The 5,551-nt window shown below is 34.4% G+C and carries 7 protein-coding genes and 1 pseudogene; 1 reads left to right on the top strand and 7 read right to left on the bottom strand.

The window, feature by feature from the left end; all coding sequences use genetic code 11:
* Positions 1–116: 116 nt before the first annotated feature.
* The gene (locus tag AC1DJR_RS16005) at positions 117–611 is read right to left on the bottom strand and encodes an Lrp/AsnC family transcriptional regulator (RefSeq protein ID WP_477002997.1); all 495 of its coding nucleotides are present in this window, start codon (positions 609–611) and stop codon (positions 117–119) included.
* A gap of 205 nt (positions 612–816) precedes the next feature.
* Here AC1DJR_RS16005 and AC1DJR_RS16000 point away from each other — a divergent pair, with 205 nt between their 5' ends.
* On the top strand, positions 817–1,728 hold the full coding sequence (locus AC1DJR_RS16000) for a DMT family transporter (protein ID WP_477002996.1): 912 nt from the start codon (positions 817–819) through the stop codon (positions 1,726–1,728).
* A 33-nt stretch (positions 1,729–1,761) separates the two neighbouring features.
* Here AC1DJR_RS16000 and AC1DJR_RS15995 read toward each other — a convergent pair whose 3' ends face one another.
* From AC1DJR_RS15995 to AC1DJR_RS15970, 6 genes and pseudogenes are all read right to left on the bottom strand, one after another.
* Complete coding sequence (locus AC1DJR_RS15995; protein ID WP_088035222.1) at positions 1,762–2,244, bottom strand: PRK06770 family protein; 483 nt, start codon at positions 2,242–2,244, stop codon at positions 1,762–1,764.
* An 88-nt stretch (positions 2,245–2,332) separates the two neighbouring features.
* Positions 2,333–2,737, bottom strand: a complete 405-nt coding sequence (locus AC1DJR_RS15990; RefSeq protein WP_002140494.1) for a nuclear transport factor 2 family protein — start codon at positions 2,735–2,737, stop codon at positions 2,333–2,335.
* The gene (locus AC1DJR_RS15985; RefSeq protein WP_256485648.1) at positions 2,737–3,537 is read right to left on the bottom strand and encodes an MBL fold metallo-hydrolase; all 801 of its coding nucleotides are present in this window, start codon (positions 3,535–3,537) and stop codon (positions 2,737–2,739) included. The genes AC1DJR_RS15990 and AC1DJR_RS15985 overlap by 1 nt, the downstream gene beginning before the upstream one ends.
* Before the next feature lie 182 nt (positions 3,538–3,719).
* On the bottom strand, positions 3,720–4,124 hold the full coding sequence (locus AC1DJR_RS15980) for a DoxX family protein (RefSeq protein WP_001077751.1): 405 nt from the start codon (positions 4,122–4,124) through the stop codon (positions 3,720–3,722).
* A 168-nt stretch (positions 4,125–4,292) separates the two neighbouring features.
* Entirely contained in the window at positions 4,293–5,351 is a 1,059-nt protein-coding gene (locus AC1DJR_RS15975; protein WP_477002995.1) for a DUF871 domain-containing protein, read from the bottom strand.
* Positions 5,352–5,402: 51 nt separating this feature from the next.
* Positions 5,403–5,551: pseudogene (locus AC1DJR_RS15970) on the bottom strand (PTS transporter subunit EIIC); the annotation flags it as partial.

Raw genomic sequence — 5,551 nt, 5'->3', positions numbered from 1 at the left:
GGTGGGAGATCAACTGCCCCTAAACGCCCGATTGGTGAAGGCTAATAATCAGTGGTGGATGAACAAAACCCCCACTGATTAAAGTTTCACTTTACATAAACAAAAAACCAAGCAACTTAATCGATGCTTGATTCCTCATTTCGTATCGGCAATACCGTCGAATATTTAATTTCACGAAGTGCTAAACTCGTCTGTATACGTGTAATMCCWARYTTATTYAGYTTYCTAATAAAATGCTCCAGTTCCTTACGATCACGATTTGCAACTTTTAATAAATAATCATACTCTCCTGTTAAACAGTGACATTCTAACACTTCAGGCATAGATTCTAATTCTCGTTCTAACACTTCAAGCTTTTCATACTGATGAATATTCGTGCTCATAAAAATGAAACATAATAAATCAAATCCAAGCTTTTCTTGATTTAAAATTGCTACTTGCTTATCAATGAATCCTTCCCCGTCTAATCTTTTTATTCTTGCATGCATAGCAGCTGGTGATAAATTAACGCGGCGTGCTAGTTCTGCATTACTTACTTGTGACTCCTTCTGCAATATATCTAAAATTTGTACATCTAAATCATCTAACACTTTAATAACAGATGACTCCATCAAAATTCCTCCTTTTTTCTTACTGATGATTATTCGAAGAAACATCTCATAACTTATATAAAACTGAATGTTTTTCTGCAAAATAGATTTCTAACGAAACATTTTATCGAGTTTTTACCATTATACAAAAGAATATATTAGACAATAAAGAAAAATGCTAAAATTATTTACAGTTCATTCTTATTTCAACAAAGGGGTTTTTAGCATGCCTTATTTTTATGTCTTTTTACTATTATTAACAAGCTTATTATGGGGAGGAAATTTCGTCGTTGGGAAATCACTCGTCGATCATGCATCTCCGATGACACTGACAAGTTTAAGATGGCTAATTGCGATCATTTGTTTATTACCAATGGTATGGTTTAAAGAGAAGAAAATCATTCCACCACGCTCTGCAATACTTCCGTTAATACTTATGGGAATTTCAGGAGTCGTTCTTTTTAACATTTTTCAATTTTTAGCATTAGAAAAAACATCCGCAACGAATGTAGGTCTTATTTCTACATTGAACGCTATTTCAATTGCATTATTTTCTGTGCTATTTCTAAAAGAAAAAGTAAATACACTTCAAATTCTTTCTATGATTCTTTCATTTTTCGGGGTTATGCTCGTCCTTTTAAAAGGAAATTTCGCTCTTTTATTTTCACTACATTTTAATAGCGGAGATTTATGGATGATTGCGGCTGTTTGTATTTGGGGAATCTATTCTGTTTGTAGTAAATGGGCTACAAAAACAACTACACCACTCATGGCAACATTATATTCTGGTATTTTCGGCGTTATTTTATTACTACCATTTAACATAGGTAGCTTCACTGTTTCCAATATCAGCTCTTCCTTCATAACATCACTTTTATATACAGGACTCATTTCAACAGTACTTTGTATGGTGTTTTGGAATATTGGTGTACAGAAATTAGGCGCTACTACATCGGGGATTTTTCTAAATTTCAATCCAATTTTCACAGCTATTTTAGCATTYMTTTTCCTTGGAGAAGAATTAACATGGATTCAAATTTTCGGGACAATTATCGTCGTTACAGGGTGCTATTTATTCTCTCATTTTAAAACTGTTTCTCCTCAGACGACTAGAGCTTTAGTACGAAAGCATTCTTAATGAAAAAGCATCGCCACCAGAGTGGCGATGTTTTTATTTACCTTTCATTTCTTTCACATACTGCTTTTCTTCTTCTGGCGATAAACGTTCTGTTGCCTTTCCGGTATCACCACCTTGAATTTCCCACAAAAAGTTATGATCCTCAACCGTTTGTGAAAAGTCTCCTTTCTCCCAACGCTCCAAAGTAGAAAGTAGCTTTGCTTTATATTTAAAATTTGTACTGCTTTCTACTGCGTTCTTCGCACTACGAATTTCCTTATTTGTCATTTCGATAAATCCCCATTTATCAGATGATTTCACTTTTTGATGTACCATCCTATGCATTGTAGAAATAATTTCATCCTCACTAAATTGTGGCTTCTCTTCCGCAACTTTCTTGTCCCGTTGGCTCATCACTTTTTGTGTTTTAAGACTCTTCTCCTCCTCCTCTATATAATTAAGAAGTTTAGTAACACCGAATACAGCTCCTACCGCAATTACAATCATTGTAATTGTCCCTATTATCCATTTTTTCATATTATGTACTCCCCATTCCCCCTAATAATTACATAAACAAATGGAATCGCCTGCACATAGTCGATTCCATTTGTTTCCTTATTTTATTTTAAGCCTTCATCGCTTCTCGTACAATGTAACTGTCCACATATTGCTTAAATTTCACGATTTTTCCATTTTCAAGTTGCCATACATGAACAAATTCCGCCTCAAATGATTTTCCCGTCTCTTTATAAACTCCTGAATAAACACCTTCAGCAATAATCACATCTTTTCCGTTTACTTCATGGTACGTCTTTACACTCGCTTTATAATCATCCCATTCTGATCCTAAACGACTAAATACATTTTCCATTATAGCTTCTGTACCTATATACGTTCCGCCGTACGGAAAACCTTCTGCCTCTGTCCATTCCACTTTTTCAGAAAATGCTTCTGCTAAATGTTTTGCATTCGAAGAAGCTGATCCTTCATACGTGCTTTGAATAATTTCTAAATTTGTTTTTTGCTTCATTATTTTTTCGCCCCAAACGCGTTTGCCGCTAAAATAAGTCCAATTTCTAACGCTTTAACGCGCGGGAATCGTTCCTTTATTGCCGTTTGAATTTCTTCACTTGAAGGATTTCCTGCAAGAACTTCATCAAATGCAACTAAATATTTACGAGTATGTTTAATCGCGTCTGCTGTATTTGGTACGTCATAATCACGATGACCCGCTACAACAATTTCAGGATGAAGATTTTCAAGTTCACTTAATGTGTCTAACCATTTATGACGAGCTTCAGCATCTGTTTCTAACGTCCATACGAAAGTATTGTTATAAACGATATCGCCTGTAACAACGGCTTTTAATGATGGAATCCATACATAACTATTATTCGGTGTATCACCTTGCAAACCACCTTTAATGATTAAATCATTTCCCTCTAAAATCAATTTCTCTTCTGTTAATTCCTCTGGAACAATTGGTTGATGAGGAACATTATGCCCAATAGATGGTTTCCACTGTTCCACTTTCTTCTCAAATGTGTTACGAATATCTTCAACAGTATTCCGTAATGCAACAATCTTCGCTTCTGGAAATGCTTCATGTAATACATTTAATCCAAAATAGTGATCTGGATGGAAATGAGTCACATAAATATGAGTTAAATTCTTTCCTGTTTCAATAATTTGAGCTGCTAAACGGTGCGCATCACTTAATAAAAATTGTGCATCGATAAGAATTGCATCTTTTTCTCCGTATACAATTGTGGATGTAACTTGAAATGCTTGCTCAGATCCTGTAAAAACCTCTAAATGTAATTTTGACATGTTATTTCCTCCACTTTTTATTTACTCTTTTATATTCCTTTATTCTTTAAGCTTTATTCTAGTTGTAACTAATTTAGTTACAACTAGAATAAAAAAATATATGCATCATTTTATTACTAATCGACTTGATGTAATCATTATAGTTACATCAAGTCGTCAAGTCAACACTTAAAAAATGAAATTTACTTCGTCTTCATTACTTTCTCTTTTAAGAAACGATCTACATATCCTTCTGCTTTTACAACGAATAAATACGCACCCATTGATAATAAYGCAAGATCTAATTCATAYCCYGGRTTCTTTCCATCTCCTAATAAKCCTGCTGCTCCATTTACCTTTACGATAGCTCCAGCCAAAATAAGAGCGAATAACAATCCTACATACCTCACGCCTAAACCGATAATCAATAATATACCACCAACTAATTCAACTGTTGCTACGCCGTATGCAAGACCACCTGGTAAACCGATGCTTGTAAACCATCCTGCTACGTTATCTATACCTGATTGAAACTTTGCTAAACCGTGTGCAAAAAAAGTAACTCCTAATACGATACGAATAATTAAATTCCCAATATATTGATTCATTCTGAACTCTCCTTTTTTGTTTTGTTATGGTGAACATTTATCCACAAGACAAAACAATACGGTATTTCTTTTCATTCGTCAAATACTTTTTTAAAGAAACCAAAAAACATTATCCTTTTTGCAGATAATGTTTTTTATAAAATAGTGCTAATTCAAGCTTTCGCTCTATTACTTAGAAAAAAGTTGAAAATTTTTCCCAGCACCTATATAAGACAATAAAGACACATCTTCTTCCATCACCATTCCAACAACATTCACTTTCCTATCTTCAGGTAAATCATTTATAACTATTTGCATTTCACCAGCATATCTACCGTACAATTCATTATCAATTGTAATACTGCCTCGTTTTCTTGAAATTGTATTCATCGGTTGTAATGCAACTTTATTTTCTTCTCTTGATTCTACAGAGCGAATTACGTCACGAGCCGGATCAAGCCGGTTCGTATGCACTCGTTCTATCAGTTGCACTGTGTCGCTATCATTTATAAACGATTGATACCGCACTGGAATAATCCCACCACTCGCACTCGAGATTTCTTGTACACTCTCTAAGCTCCCGCTTATATCTCCAATTAGCACTTTATCAACATCGCACTCTTGCACAAGCTCTAAATATGCTTCAAGCGGGCGCATATAGCGGTGCTTTTCTAAMGTTGGTAAACCYTCAWATAAMGGACCTCGTTTTTCACCATCTCCYGRAATAAATGCCATCGTTTTTATTCCRCACTCATGTAAATAYTTATTTTGTTTTTGYAARAAYGAYTTKGCTAGTCCTGTTTCTGGACGCGGATAAAAATTATGCCACGCTTCTACTCGATCTATTCGTATATTTTCCGCAAGTAACTCTTTCCAAAATGATTCTGTAATCGTACTCGCGTTTAACGCTACCTTCATCTTACGTGATACACTCGCAATTYCTTTTGATGCAATGCCGTAATCCATTCGTAAACCAGTAATGCCCCACTCCAATAATTCTTCCACATTTTCATACGTCATCCCTAAATGGTTTAACGATTTTGGAGAGACATCAACCATTAATTCCATTTCATTTTCGAGAGCTTGTTTCCCAAGTATTTGAATTAACTCCTTATACGTATTCGGATCATCTTCTGGAATGTGAAGAGATGTAAAAATAGATGAAAATCCGTTTTCTTTCGCTAGTTTTAACCATGCTTCTTGTTTCTCTACTCGCTCTTTTGAAAGATAAATTGAAACTCCTATCATATAAATCTCTCCTTCTATTAATATAAAAAAAAGAGAAAGGAATCCCTTTCTCTATATGTTTTCTGCCATTTCTTCTTTAAAGCCGAAGAAGTACGTAAAGATGAATCCAAAAGTATATGCAACTACTAATCCAAGGAAATATAATAAATATTTATTATCAGCAATTAACGGAATTAATGATAATCCTGATACACCTATTC

It is taken from the genome of Bacillus sp. 05T31 (assembly GCF_056396725.1).
This window is presented reverse-complemented; position numbering and strand designations above follow the sequence as displayed.